Genomic DNA, 25,244 nt, shown 5'->3' with positions numbered 1-25,244 from the left:
GGAGGGACCTCCCTGCCCCTAACGGCCGCGGCCGCCCTGGAAGCGGCGGCGGGCGTCGTCGATCCTCGCCCGGGTCTTCGGGTCCTTGGCCAGCTGCTGGGCCCGATCGGTCGCCTGGTCGATGACCTGGCGGCCCTTCGGGGTGTTGGCGAACTGGACCAGCTTGGTGAACAGCGACGCCACGTCGGTGCTCCTCACGTCGTCGGGGCGGCTGCTCCGCCCGCCTGCCCGGTCAACGCGGCCGGGACGCCGCCCGTTCCGCCCGCCAGCGCTCCCGGACCGCGGCGAGCTCCGGTACCGCCCGGGGCTCGGCCGGCTCGCCGGCCCCCGGCCGCACCGGCACCGGGACGCCCGCCCCGCGGGCGGCCAGCAGCGCCGCGCCGACCGCGGAGGCGCTGCGCAGCGGCAGGTACCGCACGGGGACGGCGAGCACGTCGGCCAGCAGCTGCCGGACGACGGCCGGCCGCCCGCCCCCGCCGGTGAGCACGACCGACCCGTCCCCGCCGAGCAGGTCGGCGGCCGCACCGACCGCCAGGACGACGCCCTCCACCGCGGCGCGGGCCAGCTCGGCGCGGGTCGTGCCCGCGGACAACCCCGTCCACGCGCCGCGGTCGGCGGGCCCGGCGACGCCGCCGCGCTCACCGGTGAGGAACGGCCGGAACACCACGCCCCCGGCACCGGGCGGGGCGGACACGGCGGCGCCGAAGAGCTCCTCGGGGGTCAGGCCGAGCACGCCGCACACCCAGGACCAGGCCAGCCCGCCGTTCTGCAGCGCGGCCATCGCGTACCAGCCGTCCCCGACGTCGGCGTAGCCGTGCACCGGCGGGTCGTCGGCCGGCACCGGCGTCCACCCGGGCCGCAGCACCTGCGCGCCGGTGCCCAGGTTGACCTGCCGGCCGGTGCGCGTCCCGGCGGCGAGCAGGGCCAGCGGGGTGTCCGCCCCGCCGACGACCACCGGCACCTCGCCCACGGGCAGCGCGGCGGTGCCCACGACCTCGGCCGACGGCCGCACCGTGGGCAGCAGCCCCGGGTCGACGCCCGCGGCCCCGACGGCGGGCGTCGACCAGCCGTCGGCGACGACGTCCCAGAGCAGGGTGGCCGAGGCGTCGCTGCGGTCGGTGACCCGCGGGTCGGCGCCGGGCACGAGCGCGGCGCGCAGCGCGTCCTTGGGCAGCAGGACCGCGGCCGCCCGGGCCACCAGCTCCGGCCGGTGCGCGGCCAGCCAGGCCAGCACCGGCCCGGTCATCCCGGGCACCAGCGGGTTGGCCAGCGCCGCGCGGGCGCCGTCCGGCAGGGCCCGCCAGCGGGCCACCTCGGCGGCGGCCCGGCCGTCCGGCCACAGCACCGCGGGGGCCAGCGGGGCGCCGGCGGCGTCGACCAGCACGGTGCCGTGCATCTGCCCGGACAGGCCGAGCCCGGCGACCCGGCGCCCGGCCACGGCGGGCGTGATCCGGACCAGCGCGTCGTCGAAGGCCACCCGCCACGCGGCCGGTTCGGTCTGCGCCCAGCCGGGGTGCGGGGAGTCGACGGCGTAGCCGGCCTCCGCCTCGGCGACGACGGCGCCGGCCCCGTCGAGCGCGACCAGCTTGAGCCCGCTCGTGCCGACGTCGGCGCCGAGCAGGAGGTCGCTCACCGGGGCCGGTGCGGGCCGCCGCCGCGGCCGTTGCGGTCGGCCAGCAGCCCGGCCAGGGTGCTCAGCGCGATCTCCGCCGGGGTGCGCGAGCCGATGTCCAGCCCGATCGGGCGGTGCACCCGGGCCACCTCCTCCGGCGGCACCCCCAGCGCGGCCAGCGCCGCCACGTGCGGGCCCTCGTGCCGCGGGTTGCCCAGCACGCCCACCCAGCGCACCGGCCGGGCCAGCGCCCCGCGCAGCACCTCGCCGAGCTCGGGCCGGTGGTGGTCGGTGACGACGACGTCGGCGTCGGCGAGGTCCTCGACCAGGTCGGCCAGGGAGAGCGCCCCCGTGCCGCGGGCGGGGTCCGGGTCGAGCAGCACCGTCCGGTAGCCGAGCTCGGGTGCCCAGCGCAGCAGCACCTCGGCCACCGGCGAGGCGAACACGGCGACCAGCACCCGGTCGGCGACCTCGGGGGCCGTGGCGCCGTGCGCGACGCCGCAGCCCGGATCGGTCACGTGTCCAGCGGTGCTGTGCTCACGGGTGACCTCGCTCGTGGGCGACCCCGCGAGCTCGGTCACGCCGCCTCCCCGAGGAAGCCGGCCAGCGCCGCGGCGAAGGCGGGCGTCCGCAGCGCGGTCGAGTGGTCGCCGGGGACGACGGCCACCCGGGCTCCGGGGATGGCCGCGGCGAGCGCCTCGGGGCGGACCGCCAGCGGATCGGCCTCGCCGGCGAGGACGAGCGTGGGTGCGGTGATCACGGCCAGGTCCACCTCACGGGTGGGCACCGCACGGGCGTGCGCGGCCAGGGCCTGCCGGTCGGCGGCGAGGGCGTCGGCCATCCGGCGGAAGTCGACGGTGGCGGGGTCGCGCACGTCGGCGGCGTCGGCCGCCTCCAGTGCGGCGGCCAGCCGGGCCATCAGGGCGGTGTGGCGCTCGGCACCACCGGGCTCGACGAACGGGGCGCCGGCACCGCCGACGACCAGCCGGCGCACCCTCCGGTCGGTGGCCGCGGTCAGCATCGCGACCGTCGCACCCATCGAGTAGCCCGCCAGGTCGAAGGAGTCGTGGCCGAGGGCGTCGGCCACCCGCCGCAGGTCGTCGGCCATCCGGCGCTCCCCGTAGGCGGCAGGGTCGTGCGGCTTGTCCGAGTGCCCGTGCCCGCGGGCGTCGACGCCGACGACCTCCCGCCCGGCCGACAGCAGGACGCCGACGGTCCCGGTGCCGACCCAGTTCAGCCGTGTGTCGGCGACGAAGCCGTGCTGGAGGTACACCGGCGGCAGGTCACCGGGGGCGCCCCAGCGGTGCACGGCGACCTCGACGCCGTCGGCCCCGGGCACCCGCAGCCTCGTCGCCGGCACGGTCACGCGGCGCGCTCCGGGCTGTCGCCGTAGGTGTAGGAGGAGTCGACGTAGCGCCCGCCCTGCGCCACCCCGGGCGGGGCGATCTGCGCCAGCCGTGCGAGGTCGTCGCCCGACAGCTCGACGGCGGCGGCCGTGACGTTCTCCTCGAGGTAGCGGCGCCGCTTGGTGCCGGGGATCGGCACGACGTCGCCCCCCTGCGCGAGGACCCACGCCAGCGCCAGCTGACCGGGCGTGCAGCCCTTCTCCCCGGCCATCGCCCGGACGGCGTCCACCAGCCGCAGGTTGGCCGTGAGGGCCTCGCCGGTGAAGCGCGGGTGGCCGCGGCGCCAGTCGTCCTCGGCGAAGTCCTCCGGGCCGCGGATGGCGCCGGTGAGGAAGCCGCGGCCCAGCGGGCTGAACGGCACGATGCCGATGCCGTGCTCGCGGGCCACGCCCAGGACCTCCCCTTCCAGGTCGCGGGTCCACAGCGACCACTCGCTCTGCAGCGCGGCGATCGGGTGGACGGTGGCGGCGCGGCGGATCGAGGCGGCCGAGGCCTCCGACAGCCCGAGGTGGCGGACCTTGCCCTGCTGCACGAGTTCGGCCATCGCGCCGACGGTGTCCTCGATCGGCACCCGCGGGTCGACCCGGTGCTGGTAGTAGAGGTCGATCACCTCGACGCGGAGCCGGCGCAGGCTGGCCTCGGCGCGGGCCCGCACGTTCTCCGGGCGGCCGTCGATGTCCATGCCCCCGCGGTCGTTGCGCGACAGGGAGAACTTGGTGGCCAGCTGCACCTCGGCGCGCCGTCCGGCGATCGCCTCGGCGACCAGCTCCTCGTTGTGGCCGTCGCCGTAGACGTCGGAGGTGTCGAGGAAGGTCACGCCGAGGTCGAGCGCCCGGTGGATGGTCGCGATCGACTCGTCGCGGTCGGCGGCGCCGTAGGACTGGCTCATGCCCATGCAGCCCAGGCCCAGGGTGGAGACGACCAGGCCGTCGCGGCCGAGCGTGCGGGTTCCGACGGGAGCGGGAGAGGTCACCCCGGCATCCTCGTCCCGCCCCGGCCGGGCCCGCCACCGGCCGGCTCCGCGGAGCCGTCCCCCGCAGCCGGGCGCACCGGTGACGAGCCCGGGCGGAGCGTGGCGCCGCCGTCCGACGCCGACGACGGCACCCACCGCCGCAGGTCAGACCTGCGCCAGGCCGTCGATCCGGGCGACCTCCTCGGCGGACAGCGAGAGGTCGCCGACCGCCAGGTTGGCCCGGATCCGCTCCGGGGTCGCGGACTTGGGGATGACGACGACCTCGTGCTCGACGTGCCAGCGCAGCACCACCTGGGCGGGGGTGACGCCGTGCGCGTCGGCGACCTCCCGCAGCACCGGGTCGGCCAGGTCAGTGTTCTTGAACGGGCTGTACCCCTCGAGGACGACGCCGCGCTCCCGGTGCCCGGCCTCCACGGCCGCGTCGTACCTCGCCGGCGCCCAGCTCACCTGGTTGACCTGCGGGGTGACGCCGGTGGCCTCGGTGAGCCGGTCGACCTGGCCGAGGACGTAGTTGCTGACGCCGATGGCGCGGGCGCGGCCGGCCTCGCGGGCGGCGACGAAGCGCTCCCACAGCTCCTCGCCGGCACCGCCGGGCGGCCAGTGCACCAGCCACAGGTCGACGGCGTCCACGCCCAGCGCGTCCAGCGAGGCGGCCAGCGTCTGCTCGGCCCGGCCGGCCTCGCGCGGCGGCAGCTTGGTGGTCACGAAGACCTCGTCGCGGTCCACGCGGGAGTCGCGCAGCGCCCGGCCGACCTCGGCCTCGTTGCGGTACATCGTCGCGGTGTCCAGGTGCCGGTACCCGGCGTCCAGTGCGGTGCGGACGGCGTCGTAGCAGTCGGTGCCGGCGATCTGCCAGGTGCCGAAGCCCAGCAGCGGCATGGCGCCTCCGTCACGGAGCGGCACGGTGGGGACGGTCGGGGTCATGCCGGTCGGGTGCCCGCGGCCCGGCCGCCCGACACCCGGCACGGCGTCCCGTCGGGGAGGATGGTTCCGTGCGGGCGGCGACCGGCCGGCCCACCGAGGAGGGCGCGGCCGTGCAGTACGTCGAGAACGTCATCGAGCTGGTGGGCGACACCCCGCTGGTCCGGCTGACGTCGGTGACCCGCGACCTGGGGCCGGACGCGCCCCTGGTCCTGGCCAAGGTCGAGTACCTCAACCCCGGCGGGTCGGTGAAGGACCGCATCGCCGTGCGGATGGTGGACGCGGCCGAGGCCAGCGGGGCGCTGCAGCCGGGCGGGACGATCGTGGAGCCCACGAGCGGCAACACCGGCATCGGGCTGGCCCTGGTCGCCCAGCAGCGCGGGTACCGCTGCGTGTTCGTCTGCCCCGACAAGGTGGGCAAGGAGAAGATCGACGTCCTCAAGGCCTACGGCGCCGAGGTGCACGTCTGCCCGACGGCCGTGGACCCGCTGGACCCGCGGTCCTACTACTCGGTGTCCGACCGGCTGGCCCGCGAGACGCCCGGCGGGTGGAAGCCCGACCAGTACGCCAACCCGGCCAACCCGCGCTCGCACTACGAGTCCACCGGCCCGGAGATCTGGGCGCAGACCGAGGGGCGGATCACCTGCTTCGTCACCGGCGTGGGCACCGGCGGCACGATCAGCGGCACCGGCCGCTACCTCAAGGAGGCCTCCGGCGGGCGGGTCCGCGTGGTCGGCGTCGACCCGGAGGGCTCGGTGTACTCCGGCGGCACCGGCCGCCCCTACCTGGTCGAGGGCGTCGGCGAGGACTTCTGGCCCGAGGCCTACGACCGCACCGTCGCCGACGAGATCGTCGCCGTCAGCGACGGCGACTCGTTCACGATGACCCGGCGGCTGGCCCGCGAGGAGGGCCTGCTGGTCGGCGGCTCGTGCGGCATGGCGGTCGCCGGGGCGCTGCGCGCGGCCCGCCGGCTGACGAAGGACGACGTCCTGGTGGTGCTGCTGCCCGACGGCGGCCGCGGCTACCTCGGCAAGATCTACAACGACGAGTGGATGGCCGACTACGGCTTCCTCGAGCAGGCCACCCAGGGCACCGTCGGGGAGCTGCTCGGGGAGAAGGGCGGGGCCACCCCGGAGCTGGTGCACACCCACCCCAACGAGACGGTGCGCGAGGCGATCGACATCCTGCGGGAGTACGGCGTCAGCCAGCTGCCGGTCGTGCGCGCCGAGCCCCCGGTGACCGCGGGCGAGGTGGTCGGGTCGGTGGAGGAGAAGGCGTTGCTGGACGCACTGTTCACCGGGCGGGCCAGCCTGTCCGACCGGGTGGAGCGGCACATGTCGCCGCCGCTGCCGATCATCGGCGCCGGCGAGCCGGTCAGCGCCGCGGTGTCGGCGCTCGGGACGGCCGACGCGCTGCTGGTGCACGAGGAGGGCAAGCCGGCCGGCGTGGTCACCCGCCAGGACGTGCTCGGCCACCTCGCGTCCGTGTCGACTGCCGGCTCGGCTCCTACGGTCGACGCATGACCGGTTTCAACACGCGCGCCATCCACGCCGGGCAGGACCCCACCCCGGCGACCGGCGACGTCGTCGTCCCGCTGCACCTGGCCACCACCTTCAAGCAGGACGGTGTCGGCGGGCTGCGCGGCGGCTACGAGTACGCCCGCAGCGCCAACCCCACCCGGACGGCGCTGCAGGAGGCGCTCGCGGCGCTCGAGCAGGGGCGCACCGCGCTGGCCTTCGCCTCTGGCCTGGCCGCCGAGGACACCCTGCTGCGGGCGGTGTGCGAGCCGGGCAGCCACGTCGTCCTGGGCGGGGACGCCTACGGCGGCACCTTCCGGCTCATCTCGCGGGTGGCCGCCCGCTGGGGGGTCGAGCACACGCCGGCCGACCTCAACGACGTCGACGCGCTGCGGGCCGCGATCCGGCCGAGCACCCGGGTGGTCTGGTGCGAGACGCCGACCAACCCGCTGCTCAACGTCGCAGACATCGCGCTGACCGCCTCGGTGGCACACGAGGCCGGGGCGCTGCTCGTCGTCGACAACACCTTCGCCTCCCCCTACCTGCAGCAGCCCCTGACGCTGGGCGCCGACGTCGTCGTCCACTCGACGACCAAGTACCTGGGTGGGCACTCCGACGTGGTCGGCGGCGCGCTCGTGGTGGACGACGACGAGCTCGCCGAGCGCCTGGCCTACCACCAGAACGCGATGGGCGCGGTGTCCGGGCCGCTGTCGGACTGGCTGGTGCTGCGCGGGCTCAAGACCCTCGGCGTCCGGATGGACCGGCACCAGGCCAACGCCGCCCGCGTGGCGGAGTACCTGCTCGGCCACCCGGCGGTCGCCTCGGTGCGGTACCCGGGCCTCCCCGACCACCCGGGGCACGAGATCGCCGCGAAGCAGATGTCCGGGTTCGGCGGGATGCTGTCGTTCCGGCTGGCCGCCGGGGAGGACGCCGCGCTGCGGGTGTGCGAGCGGGCCCGGCTGTTCACCCTCGCCGAGTCGCTGGGCGGGGTGGAGTCGCTGATCGAGCACCCGGCGCGGATGACCCACGCCAGCGCCGCGGGCTCGCCGCTGGAGGTGCCGGGCGACCTGGTGCGGCTGTCGGTGGGCATCGAGGACGCCGAGGACCTCATCCTCGATCTCGATCAGGCCCTCACCTAGCCGGCCAGCTGCTGCTCGAACCAGGCGCGGGCGCGGGCGTTGCCCTCCCGGCCGCGCCCGGCCGCCGCGCGCACCCGCCCGTCCAGCGCCCCGGACAGGGCCCGCTGCAGGGCGGCGTCCAGCGCCTCGGGGGTGAGCTCCTCGGCGGGCAGCACCAGGGGCCAGTTCAGCGCCGCCGCCTGGCTGGTCACCTTCGCGCCACCGGCGATCGGGTCGCAGGCCACCACCGGCCGGCCGTGCTTGAGCCCGAGGACGAGCGCGTGCAGCCGCATGCTCACCACGACGTCGGCCCGCCGGACGAGCGCCTCGACCTGGGCCGGGCGGCGGGCGTGCGGCTTCTCGTAGAGGTCCATGTCCAGCTCGAACCAGGGCAGCGCCCGGTCGGCCAGCCACTCCTCGATCGCCCCGCGGACCCGCTCGGCCCGGCTGCGCTCCCCGTACTCGCCCTGCGCCGGCGTGAACGCCACGGCGAGCACCGGGGCGTCCGGGTCCGGGCCCTCGACGGCGAGGTCGGGGCGGGCCAGGCCGGCCGCGTCGCGCTCCCACACCCGGTGGAACAGCCCCCGCGCGGACTCCTGCACCACCGAGACGTTGACCGCCCAGCGCTGCGCGCCGGCGAAGGCGCCGGTGAGCTCGCGCAGCAGCGGCCGGTCGGCCAGCGGACCGCTCACGAAGACCAGGTGCGTGTAGTCGCCCGGGTCCACGTCCCGCCAGTCCACGCCGCGATCCAGGTAGGGCGCCCAGGCGACGTCGTGGTCCACGCCCAGGCCGGTGAGCCAGCCGGCCACCACGTCGGCGCCGAGCTCGTCGCCCACGGTGGCGATCACCTCGTCGAAGCTGAACCACCCGGCGAGCAGGACGCGCATGCACGCCACACTCGCACCGGCAGGTGACGGGGACACGTCCGGGGAACGAGATCTGCGTCGCAGCGGTTGACGCAGGCACCACCGCCCCACGAGGAGGACGTCCCGTGAGCAGCACCGACAGCGCCCTCGACCCCGCCGCCATCGAGCAGGAGCGCGACCGCATCCGGGCGGCGCACCTGCGGCCCGCCGGCGAGCGCCCCGCCTCCACGGCCCGCGGGCTGCACCACACCGCGCTGATCAGCAGCGACGTCGAGCGGACCGTCCGCTTCTACCAGGACGTCCTGGGCTTCCCGCTGACCGAGCTGATCGAGAACCGCGACTACCCCGGCTCCTCGCACTTCTTCTTCGACATCGGCCACGGCAACCTGCTGGCCTTCTTCGACTTCCCCGGACTGGACGTGGGCCCGTACGCCGAGGTGCTCGGCGGCCTGCACCACATGGCGATCAGCGTCGACCCCGAGCGGTGGGAGGAGCTGGTGCGGCGGCTGACCGACGCGGGCGTCCCGCACGAGGTGCACAGCGGCGTCTCGGTCTACTTCCGCGACCCCGACGGCGCCCGCATCGAGCTCATCGCCGACCCGCTCGGCGAGATGTACGGCCACCGGGTGCTCTGAGCGGGCACCCCTGCCGGCTCGTCAGACCTGGTGCTCCACGAGGTCGGCGTAGTCGGGGTGGCGGTCCAGCCAGGCGCGGACGAACGGGCAGAGCGGGACCGCCCGCAGGCCGCGGGCCCGGACGTCGTCCAGCGCGCCGCGGACCAGCGTGCCGCCCACGCCCCGACCGCCCGCGGCGGGGTCGACCTCGGTGTGCGTGAACACGACCCGCTCGCCGTGGCGCCGGTAGGCGGCCAGGCCCAGCACCCGGTCGCCCTCGCGGGCCTCGTAGCGGCCGGCCTCAGGGACGTCGATGACCGTCAGGTCCATGCCGCCGCCAACCCCGCCGGCCCCGGGACTGTTCCACCCCGGAGACGACGAGGGCCCGGTCACCGTGGTGACCAGGCCCTCGTGCTGAGTAGCGGGGACAGGATTCGAACCTGTGACCTCTGGGTTATGAGCCCAGCGAGCTACCGAGCTGCTCCACCCCGCGGCGGTGACACCACCATACACGGCCCCGGGCCGGGTGCGGCCCGGGGGTCACAGCGTCCCGGTGTAGACGACCTGCTCGGCGAGGTCGGCGACCTTGACGTTGCGGCGCATGCTCTCCTGCCGCAGCAGGGCGAACGCCTGGTCCTCGGTGCAGCGCAGCCGGGTCATCAGGACGCCGATGGCCACGCCGATGCGCCGGTTGCTGGCCAGTGCCCGCTCGAGGTTGTCCGCGCGGTCCTCGGCGGCCGCCACCCGCGCGCACAGCTCGGCGGTCTCCTCGGCCGCCGGCCCGGTGGTGTGCTCGCCGCCGGCGGCCGGCTGCCGGTGCGGCCACCGTCGGGCGTCGAGCGGGCCGTGCACCGCGGCGCCGCGGGTGCGCCCCGAACGCCCGGTGGACCGTGCCGCCTCGACGTCCACGGTGGCCGGCGGCTGGTCGGCCGGCCGGTGCTTGCTGTCCGTGCTGTCGGTCATCGCTGGGTCGTGGGCCTCCTGCGACGAGGGGCCGGTGGCACGTGGGGTGAACCGTCCGGCTGTAGTGACTCCAGTATGCCGCGCGGTCGTGGTCCGGTGCCGACCCCGCCGACCGGCCGCGGAAGGGGCCGACGCCACGAGACCCCGGTCCCTGCAGGAGGGACCGGGGTCTCGTCGGCGTAGCGGGGGCAGGATTCGAACCTGCGACCTCTGGGTTATGAGCCCAGCGAGCTACCGAGCTGCTCCACCCCGCGTCGGTGTGTCCCTACTCTACCGGGCCGGCGCCGCCGCCCGCAGCGGGGTCCGGCGTGGGCCCTGCCACAGGGCCCACGCCGGACCGCGCTCAGCCGCCCGGGCTGACCGCCGCCGGGGCGGCCGGCGCCTCGGCGGCCTGGGCCTGCGCGGCCTGGTAGGCCTCCACGGCGGCCTGCAGGTCCTCCAGCGCCTGCCCCTGCGCGGCGAAGTCACCGGCGCGCTGGGCGGCCTCCAGCGCGGCCAGCGCCCCGTTGATCGCGTCCACCGCGCTCTGCAGGTCCGGCGTGCCGGTCGTGCCGTCGGGCGCGGGGGCCGGCGCGGGCGCCGGGGTCGTGGGCGCGGCAGGGTCGTCGGCCGGCCCGGCGGCGTCCTCGGCCGTGTCGGGGATGTCGCCGCTGTCGGTGGCCGCCTCGCCGGCGCCGGCACCGAAGACCTGGTCCAGGGCCTGCGCCAGGGTGTCGGCGTATCCCACCCGGTCGCCGTAGTTGACCAGCACCTTCCGCAGCAGCGGGAAGGAGTTCTCCCCGGTGCCCTCGACGTAGAGGGGCTGCACGTAGAGCAGCCCGTCGTCGCCGATCGGCAGGGTGAGCAGGTTGCCGAAGACGGCCTGCGAGTCCTGGCTGTTGAACAGCGTCAGGTCGCGGGCGACCTCGTCGTTGGTGTTGAACGACTGCTGCACCTGCTGCGGGCCGCGGAACGGCGTGTTCCCCGGCAGGGTCAGCACCTGGATCTGGCCGTAGGTCTCCGGCGCGCTGGACGCCGACACGAACGCCGACAGGTTCTCCCGGCGGAAGGCGTTCAGCGCGCTGGTGAGCTGGAACGTCGCGCCCTCCTCGCCCGGCCGGGCGGCCAGGATGTAGTACGGCGGCTGCGGCTCCTGCGTGTCCACCGTCGGGTCGGCCGGGACCGCCCAGCGGTCGTTGCCGCTGTAGAAGTCACCGGGGTCGCTGACGTGGTAGCGGGTCAGGATGTCCCGCTGCACCTTGAACAGGTCCTCGGGGTACCGCACGTGGCTGACCAGCTCCGCCGGCATCGAGTCACGCGACTCGACCAGGCCGGGGAAGGCCTTCATGTAGGTCTGCAGCACCGGGTCCTCGCGGTCCCACTCGTAGAGGGTGACCGAGCCGTCGTAGGCGTCGACGGTGGCCTTCACCGAGTTGCGGATGTAGTTGAACGTCTCGTCCGGCAGCGCCGTCGTCCCCTGGCCGGTGATGGCGTCGGTGGCGGCCTCGCCGAGCTCCATCTGCTCGGAGTACGGGAAGGACTCCGACGTGGTGTAGCCGTCGAGCATCCACACCACCCGGCCGTCGATCACCGCGGGATACGGGTCGCCGTCCACGGTGAGGAACGGCGCGGCCTTCTCCACCCGGTCCATCGGGTCGCGCACGTACAGCACCTTCGAGGCCTCGTTGACGGCGCTGGAGAGCAGGAAGTTCCGCTCCCGGTAGAAGATCGCGAAGACCAGCTGCCGGAAGAAGCTGCCCATCTCGACGCCGCCCCGGCCGTCGTAGGTGTTGTTGATCTGCCCCTCGCCGTCGCTGCCCTCCGGGAGGTCGAACTCGCGCGACTCGGCACCCTCCGGCGCACCCACGACGGAGTAGTCCTGCATGAGCTCGCCGTAGTAGATCCGCGCGCCGTCCTCGCTGACCTCGATGGTGCCCCGGGTGGGCAGGTCGCGGGTGGTGAAGTCCGGCTCGCCGCCCTCCTGGCCGGCGACCACCTCGTTGGCCGGGGCGGCCACGAACCCGTTGCCGTGCGTGTACACGGTGTGCCGGTTGATCCAGGTGTCCTGGTTCTCGCTGAGGCCCTGGCTGTTGAGCTCGCGGACGGCGACCACGTAGTCCTGGGTGTCCCCGCCGATGGTGTAGCGGTCGATGTCGAGCTTCTCCGGGAAGCCGTAGACGTTGCGGATCTGCTGGCGGGCGGTGAACGTGTCGGCCAGCACGTTGGGGTCCAGCAGCCGGGCGTTGGGGATGGTCTCGGTGTCGGCGCGCAGCTCGGCCAGCGCCGCGGTGGCGTCGACCTCCTCGCCGGTCTCCTGCTGGGCGTAGTTCACGTAGTCGACGCCGAGGAGGCCGTAGGCGTCCCGGGTCGAGGCGATGGCGCGCTCGATGAAGTCCGCCTCGCGCTCGTTGGCGCTGGGCCGCACGACGAACTGCTGCACGATCGCCGGCCAGGCCACCCCGATCACCAGGCTGGAGATGAGCAGCAGCACCAGCGCCGCGGCCGGCAGCTGGAAGTTGCGGACGACGACGTTGGCGAAGAACGCCACCGCGCAGACGATGGCCGCGAAGACCAGGATCGTCTTGGCCGGCAGCAGCGCGTTGACGTCGGTGTAGCTGGCGCCGGTGAACAGGTCGCCGCGGTCGGAGAAGGCCAGCGCGTAGCGGTCCAGCCAGTAGGCGACCGCCTTGAGCGCGACGAACAGGCCCAGGAGCACCGACAGCTGGATCATCGCCGCGGTGGTCAGCTTCTGCCCCGGGGTCTGCAGCCGCAGGCCGCCGAACACGTAGTGGGTCAGCAGCGAGCCGATCAGCGCCAGGATCACGATGGCGAACCCGAAGCTCAGCAGCAGCCGGTAGAAGGGGTAGTCGAAGACGAAGAACGAGATGTCCAGCCCGAACTCCGGGTCGGTCCGCCCGAACGGGGTGCTGTTGCGGAACTGCAGCCAGGTCTCCCAGCTGCCCTGCGCGGTGGCCCCGGCGAACAGGCCGAGCACGACGGCGACCGCGGCGGTCACCAGCGTGCGGCGCGGCTCGATCGACTGCCGGTAGCGCTCGAGGTTCTGCTGCTCCAGCGACATCGGCCGGAACGTGGGGCGGAAGCGGTAGGCCAGGTGGATGGCCAGGGCGGTCAGCCCGCCGGTGGCCACCCCGGCCACGGCGAACAGCAGGGCACGGGTCTGCAGCTCGGTCCAGAAGACCTCGGTGTACCCGGTCTCGTCGAACCACAGGTAGTCGACGTAGACGTTGGTGAGCGTCCCGATGGCCGTGAAGAGCACCAGCAGGACGGCGATGGCCCCGATGACCACCTTGGCGCGCCGCGACAGTGCCGGCACGGACACGGGGGGCCGCATGGCCACGAGGGTCTCCTTTAGTCGCGGTCGTGGCGGATCGCCACGGACGGTGCCGGCCACGGGCGGTGGGGCCGGTGCGGTTCGGTCCCCGCGGGCGCCGATCCGGTCGCCCAGACCAACGCTCGGGGCGGTCCGGGGTTCCCCGCCGTGCCGTCCCGCCCGCCAGCTTCCCCCACCGGGGCGGGCCCGTGTCGGCGGGGCGTCGTCAGCAGGGCACCGGTGTGCGCCCGGCGCGCAGGTCGGCCAGCGCGGTGAGCGCGTCGTCCAGGGTGGCCACCCGCGCCAGGGGCGGCTGCGGCTGCGGGGCGGCGAGGGCCTCGGCGCAGTTGTCGGCCGGGACCAGGAACAGCTCGGCGCCGACCTCGGTGGCCGCGATCATCTTCAGCTGGATGCCGCCGATCGGGCCGACGCGTCCGTCCGGGCCGATCGTGCCGGTGCCGGCCACCGTGGAACCGCCGGTCAGGTCGGTGCCGCCGACCAGCTCGAGGATGCCGAGGGCGAGCACCAGGCCCGCCGACGGACCGCCCACGTCCTCCACGGCGATGTCCACGTCGAACGGTGCCGCGGGCTGCTCGAGGACGAGCACGCCCAGCAGCGAGCCCTCGCGGCGCTCGGCCTCCGCGGCGGCGTCACCGCCGGTCGCCCCGCCGTCGGTCAGCTCGGCGGCCGACCGGGTCGTGACCGTCGCGGTCCCCGGCCGGCCGAGCCGGGTGTAGGCCACGGTCACCTCGGTGCCGCCGGGGATGGCGCGCAGGACGGCGTCCAGCGTCTCCAGGTCCGGGGTCGGCCGGCCGCCGACGGACTCGACCGCGTCGCCCTCCTGCAGCCGGCCCTCGGCGGGCGAGTCCTCCGACAGCCCGCGGACGACGACCTTCACCGGGTACCCCAGCTCGGCCAGCGCGGCGGCCTCGGCGGCCTCCTCGGAGGTGAGGAAGGCCCGCCGGTTGGCCTCGCGGGTCTCTTCCTCCGACCGGCCCGGGGGGTACACGGTCTCCTCGGGGACGACGCTGACCTCGTCGTCGAACCAGCCCTGCACCGCCTCCACCAGGCTGAGCCCGGCGCGGCTGACCCCGACGGTGGTGAGGGTCAGCTCCCCCTCGGTCTCGGTGCGCTCGCGGCCCTCGACGGTGATGATCGGCTCTCCGTCGATCTCCCCCAGGGTGTTGAACGTCGGCCCAGGGACCTGGGCCACGTAGGGCACCGGCACCGCCGCGCCGAGCACGCCGAAGACCACCAGCAGCACGACACCGACGCTGAGGACGGCCATCCGACGGGTCACGACCGGCCAGCTTATGGTCCCGGCCGCACGGCCCGGCGCGTCCGGGCCCGTCCAGCTCCCGGCGGACGGGCCGTGCACCGGGGTGCCCCGCGGCTACCGTGGGGGCATGAGCGACGTCCCGTTCGGCTTCGGCATGCCCGACCGCGACCCCGAGCGCCGGGACCCGTCCGGCGCCGGGAACGACCCCTTCGGGTTCGGCGCCCTCTTCGGCGGCGCCGGCGGTGGGACGCCGGAGGACCTGCTGGCCAAGATGCCGCTGTTCGCCGAGCTGCAGAAGCTCATGAACTGGTCCGGCGGCCCGGTCAACTGGGACCTCGCGCGGCAGGGCGCGATCAGCTCGCTGGCCGCCGGGTCGCAGCCGACGTCCGACGCCGAGCGCGCCGAGGTCGCCGACGCCCTGCGCCTGGCCGACCTGTGGCTGGACCCGGTCACCGAGCTGCCCTCCGGCGTGGACCGGCCCCTGGCCTGGTCCCGGGTGGAGTGGGTGGAGCAGACGCTGCCCGCCTGGAGCAGCCTGATCGACCCGCTGGCCGAGCGGGTGGTCGGTGCGATGACCAGCGCGCTGCCCGCCGAGGCGGCCGCGATGGCCGGCCCGCTCGGCGGGATCATGGGCCGCATGGGCGGGCTGATGTTCGGCGCCCAGGTCGGCCAGGCCCTCGGCCGGCTCTCCGGCGAGGTGCTGACCAGCGGCGAGATCGGCATCCCGCTGGCCCCGGCGGGCGCCGGCGTGCTGCTCCCCCAGAACGTCGCCGAGTTCGCCGCCGGCCTCGACCGCCCGGCCGACGAGGTGCGGCTGTTCCTCGCGCTGCGGGAGGCCGCCACCCAGCGGCTGTTCGGCCACGTGCCGTGGCTGCGCCAGCAGCTGCACGACGCCGTGCACGCCTACGCCCGCGGCATCCACGTGGACCGGGAGGCCATCGAGCGCGGCATCACCGAGGCGATGGGCTCGATGGGCGGGATCGACCCGACCAACCCCGAGGGCATCCAGGCGCTGCTGGGCAGCGGCCTGCTGGAGCCCGAGGAGACCCCCGAGCAGCGGGCCGCCCTGCGCCGGCTGGAGACGCTGCTCGCCCTCGTCGAGGGCTGGGTGGACAGCGTCGTGGCCGCGGCCGCCGGTGACCGGCTGCCCGGGCACGGGGCGCTGGCCGAGACCATGCGCCGCCGGCGCGCCTCCGGCGGCCCCGCCGAGCAGACCTTCGCCACCCTGGTCGGCCTGGAGCTGCGGCCGCGGCGGCTGCGCGACGCGGCCACCGTGTGGGGCGCCATGACCCAGCAGCACGGCAGCGCCGAGCGCGACCGGCTGTGGTCGCACCCGGACCTGCTGCCCACGTCGGAGGACCTCGACGAGCCGCTGGACTTCGTCGCCCGGCAGGGTGCCGACGAGGAGCTGCGCGCCCTCACCGCCGACGACGCCGAGCGGCCCCGGGAGGGCGAGGACGGCGAGGACGGCGCCTGAGCGCGCCTGCGGGGTGGTCGGGCACGGACGCGGGCGCCGACCCCACCTCCCCGCAGTCGGCGGGACGGGGCGCGGGGTGGCTCCCCTAGTCGACGAGGTCGTCGTCCCCGGCGGGCGGGCGGCCGTGCCCGGCGCCGGAGTCGACGCCCTCGAGGAACCCCCGTGCCCGCTCCGCCCGGGGGTAGCGCGCCACCAGTGACCAGAAGCGCGCGTCGTGGCTGGGCTCGACCAGGTGCACCAGCTCGTGCACGAGCACGTACTCCACGACGTACTCCGGCATCGACCGCAGCCTGCTGGACAGCCGGATGGTGCGGTCGGCCGGCGTGCACGACCCCCAGCGGCGGTTCTGGTTGTCCACCCACCGGACGCTGGCCGGCTGCGGCACGCCGTCCAGGTGGGCGGCGGACAGCGCGCGGGCGCGGGCCATCAGCTCGTCGTCCCCACCCAGGGACCGGCGGCGGCGCTCCTCGCGGGTCTGCAGCTTGGCCACCATCTGCGCCACCCAGCGCTGCTCCTCGGCGGGGCTGAACGCCGCCGGGATGAGCACCACCGTGCGCCCGGACTCCCGGTAGGCGGTCACCGTCCGGCGCCGCCTGCTGCTGCGCCGGACCTCGACGTCCTCCCCGGACAGCGTCGCCCCCGCCGACCGGTCGGCGGGCACGGCGCGGGAGCACCGCAGGTCCTCTCGCGCAGAGGAGGCAGGGCAGCGCGGGGTGTCGGGAGGCGTTCCAGGCACGGGGGCACCGTAGTTGCCGCGTCCAGCCCGCGCTCCGGCGGGCACGCCGCCACGGGAGGCATGTCGCACGGACGGTGGACACGAGCCCGCCCGGTCCGGGGACGGGCCCCGTCCACACCCGCTCCGGCGGTGTTCCCGCAGGTCGGACGGGGTATCGCGGGGGTGCCGCACCATGATCAGCAGAGCGCTGTCCCCCGGCCACGCACAGCGACACGCCGCCGGCTCCCCACCCGGTCCACAGGGTTGTCCACAGGCTGTGGGCGGCGCTTCGGGGACCGCCCGGCGGTGCACCGGAGGTGGCGGCCACCGCGGGTAGCGTTCCGCCGACGGCGCCCCGCCGGAGGACGGCGGACCGGAGACGAGGAGAGACCGTGGCGGAGAGCTACAACGGCTACTGCGTGAAGTGCAAGGAGAAGCGGGACTTCGACGGCGAGGTCAAGGTCAGCGAGTCCGGCCGCCGCATGGCACAGGGCACCTGCCCGGTGTGCGGCACCAAGATGAACCGGATCCTCGGCAAGGCGTAGCGGGAGGACCGCCCTCCTCCCCACGCCTCGCGAGCTCGGCGCGGGCCCCGGGAGCGCGGCCGTCCCAGGGCGTCGTCACGGCGGCGGCAGCCACCGGGTGCCGCCGTCCCGGGCCTGTGGAGGGCGCCAGCGGGCCGGCGCGCGGCGCTGGCACCCTGCCCGGGTGGCCGACACCGCGCACCCGCTGCTGCCCCCCGGCGTGCCGCTGCTGCACCTGCCCCGGCCCGGGGGCGGCGAGGACGTGCAGGTGGGGGGCGCCGACTCCCGCGACGGCCTGCGCGTCTCCCCCGGCCCGGCCGGGCTGACCAGCCTGCTGCGCGGCCTGGACGGCCGGCGGACCCAGCGCGCGGTCGTGGCCGAGGCCGCCGAGGACGGGCACGACCCCGCCGCGGTGAGCGCCCTGCTCGACGGCCTGCGCTCGACCGGCCTGCTGGTCGACCTGGACCCCGCCGACCTGCTGGCGGCCGACGCGGGCCCGGCCGCGCAGGCCCGGACCCGCAGCGAGCTGCCCACCGCCACGGCGCCCGCGGCGGGGGCGCGGTGGCGCGCCCGGCGGGCGGCGACCGTGGTCGTCGACGGCGCGACCCGGGTCGGGGTACCGCTGGCCGCGGTCCTGGCCGCCAGCGGCGTGGGCCGGGTGAGCGTGCGGGACGACGGGGTCACCGCCGCCGGGGACGCCGTCGTCGGCGGGCTCGGCGCCGAGGACGAGGGCCGCCCACGCACCGTGGCCGCCGCCGACGCCGTCCGCCGGGCCAGCCCGCTGACCGACCTGCGTCCCGTCCCGCCCGGCAGGGCGCCGGACCTGGTGGTCCTCACCCGGCCGTGGGCGGCCTGCGACCCCCTCGCCGCCGACCTGCAGCGCCGCGGGGTGCGGCACCTGGTGGCGACCGTCCGCGGGGAGACCGGGGTGGTGGGACCCCTGGTGGTGCCCGGCGCGACCGGCTGCCTGCGCTGCGCGGACCTGCACCGCCGGGACGCCGACCCCCGGTGGCCGGCGCTGGCCGCCCAGCTCGCCGCGGGCCCGGCGGCACCCGGCGGTGCCACCGTGACCTGCCTGGCCACCGCGGTCACGGCGGCCGTGCAGGTCCTGGCCCTGGTCGACGGCAGCGGCGCCCCGGCCACCCTCGGGACGACGGTGGAGCTGCGCCCGCCGGACCTGCTCCCCCGCACCCGCCGCTGGCCGGCGCACCCCGCCTGCGGCTGCGTTCCCGGGATCGACGGCGTGGCCCGCCCTCCTGCCAGCGGCGGATCGGCGGATCGGGGGACAATGGGTCCCCAGTGCGCCTCCGGGCCCGGACCGGGCCAGGTGCCGCCGCGACCGGGGCCGACGGGCGCCAGCGAGGAGGACACACGTGAGCGAGCCTGCGAGCGCACGCAGGAGCACGCCGACGAGGAGCACCCGGCCGGCCGGCGCCGGCCGGGAGGTGACCACGTGAGCGAGCTCGCGAGCTCACGCACGGACACGGCAGCGCCGCGAGCGCGGACGACGAGCGCCGGCGAGGAGGACGCGTGAGCGATCCCGACCGGGGGATGCCGCGGGGGTCGGTCTCCCGGACCGCCCGGCTCGCGTCCCTGCCGCTGGGTGCCGCGGGGCGGGCCACGCTCGGCATCGGCAAGCGGCTGTCCGGCCAGGACGCCGACGCGGTGAGCGCCGAGCTCCAGCAGCGCACCGCCGAGCAGCTGTTCGCCGTCCTGGGTCAGCTCAAGGGCGGGGCGATGAAGCTCGGCCAGACCCTGTCGGTGTTCGAGGCGGCCGTGCCCGAGGAGGTCGCCGCGCCCTACCGGGACGCGCTGGTGAAGCTGCAGGCCGAGGCGCCGCCGATGCCGGTGCGCACCGTGCACGCCGTGCTGGCCCAGCAGCTCGGGGGCAGGTGGCGGGAGCGGTTCCGGCACTTCGACGACACCCCGGCGGCCGCGGCGAGCATCGGGCAGGTGCACCGCGCCACCTGGCGGGACGGCCGGGACGTCGCCGTGAAGATCCAGTACCCGGGCGCGGCCACCGCCCTGATGTCCGACCTCAACCAGCTGGCGCGCTTCGCCCGGATGTTCGCCGTGCTCTTCCCCGGCATGGACGTCAAGCCGCTGATCACCGAGCTGAAGGCCCGCGTGGTCGAGGAGCTGGACTACGGCATGGAGGCCGACGCCCAGCGGGCCTTCGCCGCCGCCTACGCGGACGACCCGCAGATCGTCGTCCCCCGGGTGGTGGCCAGCGCGCCGAAGGTCATCGTGTCCGAGTGGCTCGAGGGGACGCCGCTGTCGAAGGTGATCGCCTCGGGCACCCGGGAGGAGCGCGACCGGGCCGGGCACATGCTCACCGTGCTGCACTTCTCCGGTCCGCAGCGGGCCGGGCTGCTGCACGCCGACCCGCACCCGGGGAACTTCCGGCTGACCCCCGACGGCCGGTTCGGGGTCATCGACTTCGGCGCCACGGCGCGGCTGCCCGACGGGCACCCGGAGCCGATCGGCCGGCTGGTGCGCTGGGCGCTGGAGGGGCGGGCCGAGGACGTGCTGGCCGACCTGCGCAGCGAGGGGTTCATCCGGCCCGGCGTGCAGGTCGACGCGCAGGCGGTGCTGGAGTACCTGCTGCCGCTGCTGGAACCCATCCGGCAGCGGCGGTTCCACTTCACGCGGGCGTGGATGCAGGAGCAGGCCGCCCGCATCGCCGACCCCCGCTCGGAGGCCAACCGGCTGGGCCGGATGCTCAACCTGCCGCCGGCCTACCTGCTCATCCACCGGGTGACGATCGGGTCGATCGGGGTGCTCTGCCAGCTCGACGCCGCCGACGACTACCGCGGCGTGGTCGAGGAGTGGCTGCCGGGCTTCACCGGCTGAGGCCCGCTGCCCCCCACCGCGAGTGCGAGCGGGGGCAGCGGGCCTCCCTCAGCGGACGGCGGCGCTGGCCCGCGCCGCCCGCCGGGTGGCGTACTCCGCCCGGCGCGCCCAGCGCCGGGCGGCCCGCAGCCGGCGGACGCGCCGGTCGGCGCCGGCCTCGTCGCGCAGGGTGCGCAACCGGTCGATGGCCAGGTCGTACTCGAGGGTGTGCACGTCGGGTCCTCACGTTCGGGGGTGGACCCGTCCGGGGACGGGGCCGTGGGTCCAGGGGGGGTCGTCGGTCAGGCGACCTTGCGCGGGCGGCCGCGGGGGCGCTTGCGCGGGATGACCGCACCCCGCTCGAAGATCTCCCCGCCCCAGACGCCCCAGGGCTCGCCGCGGTCCAGGGCGCCGGCCAGGCAGGCGTCGCGGACCGGGCAGTCCGCGCAGCGCACCTTGGCCTCCTCCAGCGCGGCCGGGGTCTCGGCGAACCAGAGGTCCGGGTCGGCCCGGCACGGCAGGGGACGCCGGACCGGTGCCGGGGCCACGGGGGCCACCGGCCGTCGGGGAAGGGGGCCACCGCCGGTCCGGGGTGGACCGGCCCAGCGGTGGGACGTCGGGCGGTCGGCCGTCGACTGCACTGCCGTTCCTCCTCGTACTCGTCGTCGTCGACCGGCGGGGACCCGCCGACCGGGAGTCGGGGCCGGGTGCCGCGGAGGAGATGACAGAGGCCGCGGATCCCGGTTCGGGTTCCGCGGCCTCGAGGAGGTCCTGTCGAGGGCTAGCTCGACGGTCTCCTCGAGGAGGGGATCCCGAGGGTGGTGCCGTTGTGCTCGGTGGTGGTGCGCATGCCGATCTGCTGCTCGGCGACGGTGGTGCCGAAGACCGCGACCGCCGGCGTGCGGCCGAACGCGGTGCCGGCCGCGCCGGGGCGCGGACCCGTGGTGAGGGCCGGGAGGGCGCGCAGGCGCGCGGCGACGGGCGACCCGGCGAACCGGGCGGCCGGGCGCACGGCGGCGCCCACCGGGCCACGGGCCCCGGCGGGGGCGAGGGTGCAGGTGCTGCTGGTCACGTCGCCCACCTCCTCCGGGGGTCGGAGCGCGGCCGTGCGGCCGGTCCCGGGTCTGGCGCACTCGGGTGTCCCCGAGCGCGATCAGGACAGTAGGGGGACGCCCGCGAGGCGGTCAACGCAATTGACCGGCCCGGGTGCGCCGGTCCGCGGACCCCGGACCTCCCTCACGCGGGGTGAGCGATCAGGAGCCGACGGTGGCCAGGACGTCCTCGCCGTACAGCTCCAGCTTGCGGGCCCCGACCCCGGGCAGGCCGGCCAGCTCGCGCAGGGACGCCGGCCGGCTCTCCGCGATGGCCTGCAGGGTCGCGTCGCTGAAGACCACGTAGGCGGGCACCGACGCCGAGGCGGCCGTCTCGCTGCGCCAAGCGCGCAGCCGCTCGAACAGCTCCCCGGCCTCGCCCTCGAGGACGACCTTGGCGCGCTTCTGCCTGCGCTGCACCGGCGCGGCACTCGGCGTGGACCCCGGGACCAGCCCCTCGAGGAAGCGGCTGCGCGGCCGGGCCCGCCGCCCGCCGGGGTTGCGGGCCAGCGACCAGGACAGCGCCAGCTGCTCGCGGGCCCGGGTGACCGCCACGTACAGCAGCCGCCGCTCCTCCTCCACCGCCTCCGGGCGGGACAGCGACTGGGCGATGGGGAGGACGCCGTCGACCAGGCCGACGACGAAGACCGCGTCCCACTCCAGGCCCTTGGCCGCGTGCATCGAGGCCAGCGTGACGCCCTGCACCGTCGGGGCGTGCTGCGCGTCGGCGCGGGCGGCCAGGTGGGCGACGAAGCCGGCGAGGTCCATCGTCGGGTCCTCGGCCACCAGGTCGACGGCGAGGTCGACCAGCGCGGCCAGGGACTGCCAGCGGTCGCGGGCCGCTCCCCCGGGCGGCGGGCGGTGCTCCACCCAGCCGGTGGAGGCCAGCACGTCGCGCACCGTGGGCACCAGCGCGCCCGGGTCGCTGCCGCCGGCCGCGGCGCCGCGCAGCAGCAGCACCGCCTCGCGCACCTCGGGCCGTTCGAAGAACCGCTCGCCCCCGCGCAGCACGTACGGCACGCCGACGGCGGCCAGCGCGTTCTCGTAGACCTCGGACTGGGCGTTGATCCGGAACAGGACGGCGATCTCCGCGGCCGGCGTCCCGGCGTCCACCAGCGCGCGGCACGCCTGGGCGACCGCGGCCGCCTCGGTGGGCTCGTCGGGGTGCTCGGAGAAGCGCGGCGCGGGCCCCTCGGCGCGCTGGCCCAGCAGCCGCAGGCCGGGCAGGCCGCGGCGCGGCGGCGCCTGCCCGATGAGCTTGTTGGCCAGCGCGACGACCTGCGGGGTGGACCGGTAGTCGCGCTCGAGCCTGACCACCTCGGCGTCCGGGTAGCGGTCGGCGAAGCCGAGCAGGTGGTCGGGGTCGGCGCCGGTGAAGGAGTAGATGGTCTGGTTCGGGTCACCGACCACGCAGACGTCGGCCCGCCCGCCCAGCCAGGCGTCGAGCAGGCGCTGCTGCAGCGGGTTGACGTCCTGGTACTCGTCGACGACGAAGTGCCGGTACTGCCCGCGCACCTGCCGGGCGACGTCGGGGTGCTCCTCGATGGCGAAGGCGGTGACCAGCAGCAGGTCCTCGAAGTCCAGCGCCCCGTCCCGCTGCTTGGCCGACTCGTAGCCGGCGTAGACGCGGGCCACGGCCGCCGGCTCGAACGGCGGCTCGCGGCCCGCAGCCCGCGCCCGCGCCGGGTAGTCGTCGGGGGTGGCGAGGGTGGTCTTGGCCCACTCGATCTCGCTGGCGAGGTCGCGCAGGCTGGTGCGGTCGGTGGACAGCCGGGCGCGGGAGGCCGCCGCGGCGACCAGCCGGAGCTTGTTCTCGACCAGCTGCGGCATCGGGCCGCCCAGCACCCGGGGGGCGAAGTAGCGCAGCTGGCGCATGGCGGCGGCGTGGAACGTGCGGGCCTGGACGCCGCCGACGCCGAGCGAGGCCAGCCGCGACCGCAGCTCGCCCGCGGCGCGGGCGGTGAAGGTGACGGCCAGGACCTGCTCGGGCACGACGGCACCGGTGTGGACGGCGTAGGCGATGCGGTGGGTGATGGTGCGGGTCTTCCCCGTCCCCGCACCGGCGAGGATGCAGACCGGCCCGGACACCGCCGAGGCGGCCGCGCGCTGCTCGTCGTCCAGCTGCGCCAGCACCGCCTCGGCCCCCGCGACCCGGACGTCCCCGGGTGCACCGGTGGTCTGCGACATCGGCCTCCCCGTCTCCCGTCGATGGCCCGGCGCCCATCCTCCCAGCCGCTGCCGACGGGCGGGGGAAGCATCCCCAGGGGCGCGGCGTTGGTGACCGTGACCGCCCGGCACGCCGTGCCGAGCCGCCCCTCGACAGGAGGACCGCCTCGATGACCGCCGCCCCCGCCGCTGTGACGATGTACACCACCACCTGGTGCGGGTACTGCGTGCGGCTGAAGAAGCTGATGCAGCGCGAGGGCATCGACTACGCCGAGGTCGACATCGAGCACGACCAGGCGGCCGCGGACCTGGTCATGCAGGCCAACGGGGGCAACCGCACGGTCCCGACGCTGCTCTTCCGCGACGGCAGCGCCCTGACCAACCCGAGCATCGACCAGGTCAAGGCGCAGCTCGCCCAGGCCGCCGACGCCTGACGGCGGGTGACGCGCCTGCTCCGGTGAGCGAGGGCGCGTGGCCGGGACGGGCGGGTCGTACGGTGGGCCTCCCGTCCCGGCTGCCGCCGGGCCCAGCCCTCACGGAGGCCGCCCAGTGAGTGACCGCACCACCCCAGCGCACCGTTCACCGGGCCTGGCGTGGGACGCGCCTCGGGTCGACGCGGCCCAGGCTCCGCCCGCCCGGGCCGAGCAGCCCACCGTGGTGGTCGCCCGCACCGGCCGCGGCTGGTCGGTGTTCGCCCCCGGCCGCGCCGAGGACGTCGACGACCTGGTGGAGGGCATGACCCTGGCCGACCTGGTCAGCGAGGAGCTCGGCGCACTCGTGGAGCCCGACCGCGACGCCCGCCGCGCGGCCCGGAGCGCCGGCACCGCGGCCGACCCGCACACCGATCCACGGGACGCCCGGGTGGCCGCCCTGGAGCGCACGGTCGCCCAGCTCGAGCACGCCCTGGCCGCCCGGGTCTCCACCGAGCGGGCCATCGGGGTGCTCGCCGAGCGTCAGATCACCACGCCGCAGGCGGCCTTCGACCAGCTGCGCCGTGACGCCCGCTCGAAGGGGCGGCCGGTGCCGGAACTGGCCCGTGAGGTGCTCGACGGGCAGGCCGCCCGCGCGGCCTCCGCCGCCGCCGAGTCACCCGCCGGGCTGCGGACCACCCCGTGCACCTCGGGCCGCGAGCCCGGCCGCGCGCCCCGGACGCGGTCCCGCACCGGGCGGGGGCCGGCCGAGGGTCGGTCCTGACCCGTCCGCAGCCCCTGACGCCGGGCGCGCTGGCCGACCGGCTGGCCGCCGTCCTGGCCGGCACCGCCCCCGAGCCCGGGGCTCGCGCGGTGAGGGTGGCCGTCGACGGCCCCGACGTCGCCCGCCCCGACCACCTCGCGGCCGCGGTCGCCGACCGGCTGCCGCCGCTGGGCCGCCCGGCCGCCGTCGTCCCCGCCGGCGGCTTCCTGCGCCCGGCGTCCCTGCGCCTCGAACGCGGCCGGACCGACCCCGACGCCCGGTACACCGACTGGCTCGACTCCGGTGCCCTGGCCCGCGAGGTGCTCGGTCCGCTGGGCCCCGGCGGCTCCGGCGAGTACCTGCCGGTGCTGTGGGACGTCGTGCGCGACCGGGCCGCCCGCGTCCCGCCCCGGCCGATGCCGGCGGGCGGGGTGCTGCTCGTCCCGGGCGCGTTGCTGCAGGGCGTGGGGCTGGCCTTCGACGTCGTCGTCCACCTGCGCGTGACGCCCGCCGCCCGCCGGCGGCGCACCCCGGCCGAGCAGGCTTGGGAGCTGCCGGCCTTCGACCGCTACGACGACGAGGTGGACCCGGCGTCCCTGGCCGACGCCGTGGTGCTGGCCGACTCCCCCGACCACCCAGCCCTCGTCCTGCAGGGCCGCCTCGCGTGAGCAGGGTGCCTCCCGCGCG

General features: G+C 76.3%; 26 protein-coding genes and 2 tRNA genes. 10 read left to right on the top strand and 18 right to left on the bottom strand.

Annotated elements, in window-relative coordinates:
• Window positions 1–18: 18 nt before the first annotated feature.
• The 6 genes from CHB98_RS21325 to CHB98_RS02265 all read right to left on the bottom strand — a co-directional run bounded on the left by CHB98_RS21325 (window position 19) and on the right by CHB98_RS02265 (window position 4,915).
• Window positions 19–183, bottom strand: coding sequence for a hypothetical protein (locus tag CHB98_RS21325; protein WP_179224086.1), 165 nt, complete (start codon window positions 181–183; stop codon window positions 19–21).
• Between the two features lie 49 nt (window positions 184–232).
• Window positions 233–1,633 carry an FGGY family carbohydrate kinase gene (locus CHB98_RS02285; protein ID WP_089303959.1) on the bottom strand — a complete coding sequence of 467 codons (1,401 nt, stop codon included), beginning with the start codon at window positions 1,631–1,633 and terminating at the stop codon, window positions 233–235.
• Window positions 1,630–2,193 (bottom strand): XdhC family protein, encoded by a 564-nt coding sequence (locus tag CHB98_RS02280; protein ID WP_245820865.1) that lies wholly within the window; start codon window positions 2,191–2,193, stop codon window positions 1,630–1,632. Before CHB98_RS02280 ends, CHB98_RS02285 begins: the two co-directional genes overlap by 4 nt.
• Window positions 2,190–2,978 (bottom strand): alpha/beta fold hydrolase, encoded by a 789-nt coding sequence (locus tag CHB98_RS02275; RefSeq protein WP_089303958.1) that lies wholly within the window; start codon window positions 2,976–2,978, stop codon window positions 2,190–2,192. The genes CHB98_RS02280 and CHB98_RS02275 overlap by 4 nt, the downstream gene beginning before the upstream one ends.
• Window positions 2,975–3,991 (bottom strand): aldo/keto reductase, encoded by a 1,017-nt coding sequence (locus CHB98_RS02270; protein ID WP_089303957.1) that lies wholly within the window; start codon window positions 3,989–3,991, stop codon window positions 2,975–2,977. Before CHB98_RS02270 ends, CHB98_RS02275 begins: the two co-directional genes overlap by 4 nt.
• A 144-nt stretch (window positions 3,992–4,135) precedes the next feature.
• The gene (locus CHB98_RS02265; protein WP_089304213.1) at window positions 4,136–4,915 is read right to left on the bottom strand and encodes an aldo/keto reductase; all 780 of its coding nucleotides are present in this window, start codon (window positions 4,913–4,915) and stop codon (window positions 4,136–4,138) included.
• Between the two features lie 68 nt (window positions 4,916–4,983).
• Between CHB98_RS02265 and CHB98_RS02260 the strand changes: the two genes are divergently transcribed.
• Window positions 4,984–6,435 carry a cystathionine beta-synthase gene (locus CHB98_RS02260; protein ID WP_245820864.1) on the top strand — a complete coding sequence of 484 codons (1,452 nt, stop codon included), beginning with the start codon at window positions 4,984–4,986 and terminating at the stop codon, window positions 6,433–6,435.
• Entirely contained in the window at window positions 6,432–7,568 is a 1,137-nt protein-coding gene (locus CHB98_RS02255; RefSeq protein ID WP_089303956.1) for a cystathionine gamma-synthase, read from the top strand. The genes CHB98_RS02260 and CHB98_RS02255 overlap by 4 nt, the downstream gene beginning before the upstream one ends.
• On the opposite strand, the gene CHB98_RS02250 is transcribed toward CHB98_RS02255, so the two are convergent.
• Window positions 7,565–8,434 (bottom strand): polysaccharide pyruvyl transferase family protein, encoded by an 870-nt coding sequence (locus tag CHB98_RS02250; RefSeq protein ID WP_089303955.1) that lies wholly within the window; start codon window positions 8,432–8,434, stop codon window positions 7,565–7,567. The two genes, CHB98_RS02255 and CHB98_RS02250, sit on opposite strands and share 4 nt — an antisense overlap.
• A gap of 104 nt (window positions 8,435–8,538) precedes the next feature.
• Here CHB98_RS02250 and CHB98_RS02245 point away from each other — a divergent pair, with 104 nt between their 5' ends.
• On the top strand, window positions 8,539–9,048 hold the full coding sequence (locus CHB98_RS02245) for a VOC family protein (RefSeq protein WP_089303954.1): 510 nt from the start codon (window positions 8,539–8,541) through the stop codon (window positions 9,046–9,048).
• A gap of 21 nt (window positions 9,049–9,069) precedes the next feature.
• Here CHB98_RS02245 and CHB98_RS02240 read toward each other — a convergent pair whose 3' ends face one another.
• The 6 genes from CHB98_RS02240 to CHB98_RS02215 form a co-directional block, all read right to left on the bottom strand.
• Window positions 9,070–9,357 carry a GNAT family N-acetyltransferase gene (locus CHB98_RS02240; RefSeq protein ID WP_089303953.1) on the bottom strand — a complete coding sequence of 96 codons (288 nt, stop codon included), beginning with the start codon at window positions 9,355–9,357 and terminating at the stop codon, window positions 9,070–9,072.
• An 89-nt stretch (window positions 9,358–9,446) separates the two neighbouring features.
• Window positions 9,447–9,520: transfer RNA gene (locus CHB98_RS02235), tRNA-Met, on the bottom strand.
• A gap of 47 nt (window positions 9,521–9,567) precedes the next feature.
• Window positions 9,568–9,990 (bottom strand): ANTAR domain-containing response regulator, encoded by a 423-nt coding sequence (locus CHB98_RS02230; protein ID WP_089303952.1) that lies wholly within the window; start codon window positions 9,988–9,990, stop codon window positions 9,568–9,570.
• A 180-nt stretch (window positions 9,991–10,170) separates the two neighbouring features.
• A tRNA-Met gene (locus CHB98_RS02225) sits at window positions 10,171–10,244 on the bottom strand.
• A gap of 89 nt (window positions 10,245–10,333) precedes the next feature.
• Window positions 10,334–13,321: a UPF0182 family membrane protein gene (locus tag CHB98_RS02220; RefSeq protein ID WP_245820863.1), complete on the bottom strand. Its 2,988-nt coding sequence runs from the start codon at window positions 13,319–13,321 to the stop codon at window positions 10,334–10,336.
• Between the two features lie 205 nt (window positions 13,322–13,526).
• Complete coding sequence (locus tag CHB98_RS02215; protein ID WP_245820862.1) at window positions 13,527–14,600, bottom strand: YlbL family protein; 1,074 nt, start codon at window positions 14,598–14,600, stop codon at window positions 13,527–13,529.
• 106 nt (window positions 14,601–14,706) lie between these two features.
• Here CHB98_RS02215 and CHB98_RS02210 point away from each other — a divergent pair, with 106 nt between their 5' ends.
• A complete protein-coding gene (locus tag CHB98_RS02210; RefSeq protein ID WP_089304211.1) occupies window positions 14,707–16,056 on the top strand; it encodes a zinc-dependent metalloprotease in 1,350 nt (449 codons plus the stop codon).
• A gap of 85 nt (window positions 16,057–16,141) precedes the next feature.
• Here CHB98_RS02210 and CHB98_RS02205 read toward each other — a convergent pair whose 3' ends face one another.
• Window positions 16,142–16,717 carry a M48 metallopeptidase family protein gene (locus tag CHB98_RS02205; RefSeq protein WP_245820861.1) on the bottom strand — a complete coding sequence of 192 codons (576 nt, stop codon included), beginning with the start codon at window positions 16,715–16,717 and terminating at the stop codon, window positions 16,142–16,144.
• 446 nt (window positions 16,718–17,163) lie between these two features.
• Between CHB98_RS02205 and CHB98_RS21320 the strand changes: the two genes are divergently transcribed.
• From CHB98_RS21320 to CHB98_RS02195, 3 genes are all read left to right on the top strand, one after another.
• Window positions 17,164–17,316 carry a DUF5679 domain-containing protein gene (locus CHB98_RS21320; protein WP_012950213.1) on the top strand — a complete coding sequence of 51 codons (153 nt, stop codon included), beginning with the start codon at window positions 17,164–17,166 and terminating at the stop codon, window positions 17,314–17,316.
• 163 nt (window positions 17,317–17,479) lie between these two features.
• Window positions 17,480–18,829: a ThiF family adenylyltransferase gene (locus CHB98_RS02200; protein ID WP_089303949.1), complete on the top strand. Its 1,350-nt coding sequence runs from the start codon at window positions 17,480–17,482 to the stop codon at window positions 18,827–18,829.
• A complete protein-coding gene (locus tag CHB98_RS02195) occupies window positions 18,826–20,148 on the top strand; it encodes an ABC1 kinase family protein (protein WP_218822213.1) in 1,323 nt (440 codons plus the stop codon). The genes CHB98_RS02200 and CHB98_RS02195 overlap by 4 nt, the downstream gene beginning before the upstream one ends.
• 48 nt (window positions 20,149–20,196) lie before the next feature.
• Here the strand turns inward: CHB98_RS02195 and CHB98_RS21315 are convergent, their stop codons facing one another.
• The 4 genes from CHB98_RS21315 to CHB98_RS02180 form a co-directional block, all read right to left on the bottom strand.
• A complete protein-coding gene (locus CHB98_RS21315) occupies window positions 20,197–20,361 on the bottom strand; it encodes a hypothetical protein (protein ID WP_179224084.1) in 165 nt (54 codons plus the stop codon).
• Window positions 20,362–20,429: 68 nt separating this feature from the next.
• Complete coding sequence (locus CHB98_RS02190) at window positions 20,430–20,675, bottom strand: WhiB family transcriptional regulator (RefSeq protein WP_281251815.1); 246 nt, start codon at window positions 20,673–20,675, stop codon at window positions 20,430–20,432.
• A 233-nt stretch (window positions 20,676–20,908) separates the two neighbouring features.
• Window positions 20,909–21,199: a hypothetical protein gene (locus tag CHB98_RS02185; protein ID WP_143424914.1), complete on the bottom strand. Its 291-nt coding sequence runs from the start codon at window positions 21,197–21,199 to the stop codon at window positions 20,909–20,911.
• 181 nt (window positions 21,200–21,380) lie between these two features.
• Window positions 21,381–23,405: an ATP-dependent helicase gene (locus tag CHB98_RS02180; RefSeq protein ID WP_089303946.1), complete on the bottom strand. Its 2,025-nt coding sequence runs from the start codon at window positions 23,403–23,405 to the stop codon at window positions 21,381–21,383.
• A 149-nt stretch (window positions 23,406–23,554) separates the two neighbouring features.
• Between CHB98_RS02180 and CHB98_RS02175 the strand changes: the two genes are divergently transcribed.
• From CHB98_RS02175 to CHB98_RS02165, 3 genes are all read left to right on the top strand, one after another.
• Window positions 23,555–23,818, top strand: coding sequence for a mycoredoxin (locus tag CHB98_RS02175; protein ID WP_089303945.1), 264 nt, complete (start codon window positions 23,555–23,557; stop codon window positions 23,816–23,818).
• A 220-nt stretch (window positions 23,819–24,038) separates the two neighbouring features.
• A complete protein-coding gene (locus CHB98_RS02170) occupies window positions 24,039–24,578 on the top strand; it encodes an ANTAR domain-containing protein (protein ID WP_245820860.1) in 540 nt (179 codons plus the stop codon).
• Window positions 24,579–24,667: 89 nt separating this feature from the next.
• Window positions 24,668–25,225, top strand: a complete 558-nt coding sequence (locus tag CHB98_RS02165; RefSeq protein ID WP_245820859.1) for a nucleoside/nucleotide kinase family protein — start codon at window positions 24,668–24,670, stop codon at window positions 25,223–25,225.
• Window positions 25,226–25,244 lie beyond the last annotated feature (19 nt).

It is taken from the genome of Geodermatophilus pulveris (assembly GCF_900188375.1).
In the GTDB taxonomy this organism is placed as follows: domain Bacteria; phylum Actinomycetota; class Actinomycetes; order Mycobacteriales; family Geodermatophilaceae; genus Geodermatophilus; species Geodermatophilus pulveris.
This window is presented reverse-complemented; position numbering and strand designations above follow the sequence as displayed.

What these genes read in the sequence shown, in the direction of transcription:
- CHB98_RS02250 (WP_089303955.1), bottom strand. Translation starts at nt 8,434, where the DNA reads ATGCGCGTCCTGCTCGCCGGGTGGTTCAGCTTCGACGAGGTGATCGCC.
- CHB98_RS02175 (WP_089303945.1), top strand. Translation starts at nt 23,555, where the DNA reads ATGACCGCCGCCCCCGCCGCTGTGACGATGTACACCACCACCTGGTGC.
- CHB98_RS02180 (WP_089303946.1), bottom strand. Translation starts at nt 23,405, where the DNA reads ATGTCGCAGACCACCGGTGCACCCGGGGACGTCCGGGTCGCGGGGGCC.
- CHB98_RS02255 (WP_089303956.1), top strand. Translation starts at nt 6,432, where the DNA reads ATGACCGGTTTCAACACGCGCGCCATCCACGCCGGGCAGGACCCCACC.
- CHB98_RS02240 (WP_089303953.1), bottom strand. Translation starts at nt 9,357, where the DNA reads ATGGACCTGACGGTCATCGACGTCCCTGAGGCCGGCCGCTACGAGGCC.
- CHB98_RS02210 (WP_089304211.1), top strand. Translation starts at nt 14,707, where the DNA reads ATGAGCGACGTCCCGTTCGGCTTCGGCATGCCCGACCGCGACCCCGAG.
- CHB98_RS02220 (WP_245820863.1), bottom strand. Translation starts at nt 13,321, where the DNA reads ATGCGGCCCCCCGTGTCCGTGCCGGCACTGTCGCGGCGCGCCAAGGTG.
- CHB98_RS02265 (WP_089304213.1), bottom strand. Translation starts at nt 4,915, where the DNA reads ATGACCCCGACCGTCCCCACCGTGCCGCTCCGTGACGGAGGCGCCATG.
- CHB98_RS02230 (WP_089303952.1), bottom strand. Translation starts at nt 9,990, where the DNA reads ATGACCGACAGCACGGACAGCAAGCACCGGCCGGCCGACCAGCCGCCG.